Below are 560 nucleotides of genomic sequence, written 5' to 3'. Positions count from 1 at the left end.
GTTAGCACAGAGTGTAAATAAATTTCATTCTATTAGTCAATTATAGAGGAGATGCACATGGAAACCATTATCCACGAAGCCATAAATCTTAGAGAGGCCGGAAATTATCATGCGTCTCGGCTTTTGCTGCGTACGCTATTGGATGACAGTCAATATGCAGCCAAAGCAAATTTATACATGGCTTGGTCTTATGATAATGAAGGCAAAGAGAAGCAAGCGCTTATACATTATCATCTTGCATTGGAAGGGGATCTTTCCATAACTGAACGTTTTGATGCTCTGTTTGGGTTGGCGAGTACTTATCGCAGTTTGGGTAAATACACTGAAGCGTTAGAGTATTTTGAGCGAACCATGGCTGAATACCCTGATTCACTGGAAGTACAGCCGTTCTATGCCATGTGTTTGTACAACTTAGAACGACACAAAGAAGCAACGGCGTTACTAATTAAGTTATTGTTATCAACCACTGAGAGTAAGAAAATCAAAAGTTACCAGCGAGCCATTCTGCTTTATGCAAAAGACCTTGATAGAACTTGGAAAAAACGAATGCAATGCATTAC

At 39.6% G+C, this 560-nt stretch carries 1 protein-coding gene; it reads left to right on the top strand.

Translation table 11 applies throughout. The features are described 5' to 3' along the window. Window positions 1-57 precede the first annotated feature (57 nt). A partial coding sequence (locus tag AB4496_RS29120; protein ID WP_372133597.1) for a tetratricopeptide repeat protein occupies window positions 58-560 on the top strand: 503 nt, incomplete at its 3' end.

It is taken from the genome of Vibrio sp. 10N.222.46.A1, assembly GCF_041473595.1.
GTDB classification, from domain to species: domain Bacteria; phylum Pseudomonadota; class Gammaproteobacteria; order Enterobacterales; family Vibrionaceae; genus Vibrio; species Vibrio tasmaniensis_A.
Note: the sequence above shows the minus strand (reverse complement) of the source record. Positions and strands in the feature narration are given on the sequence as shown.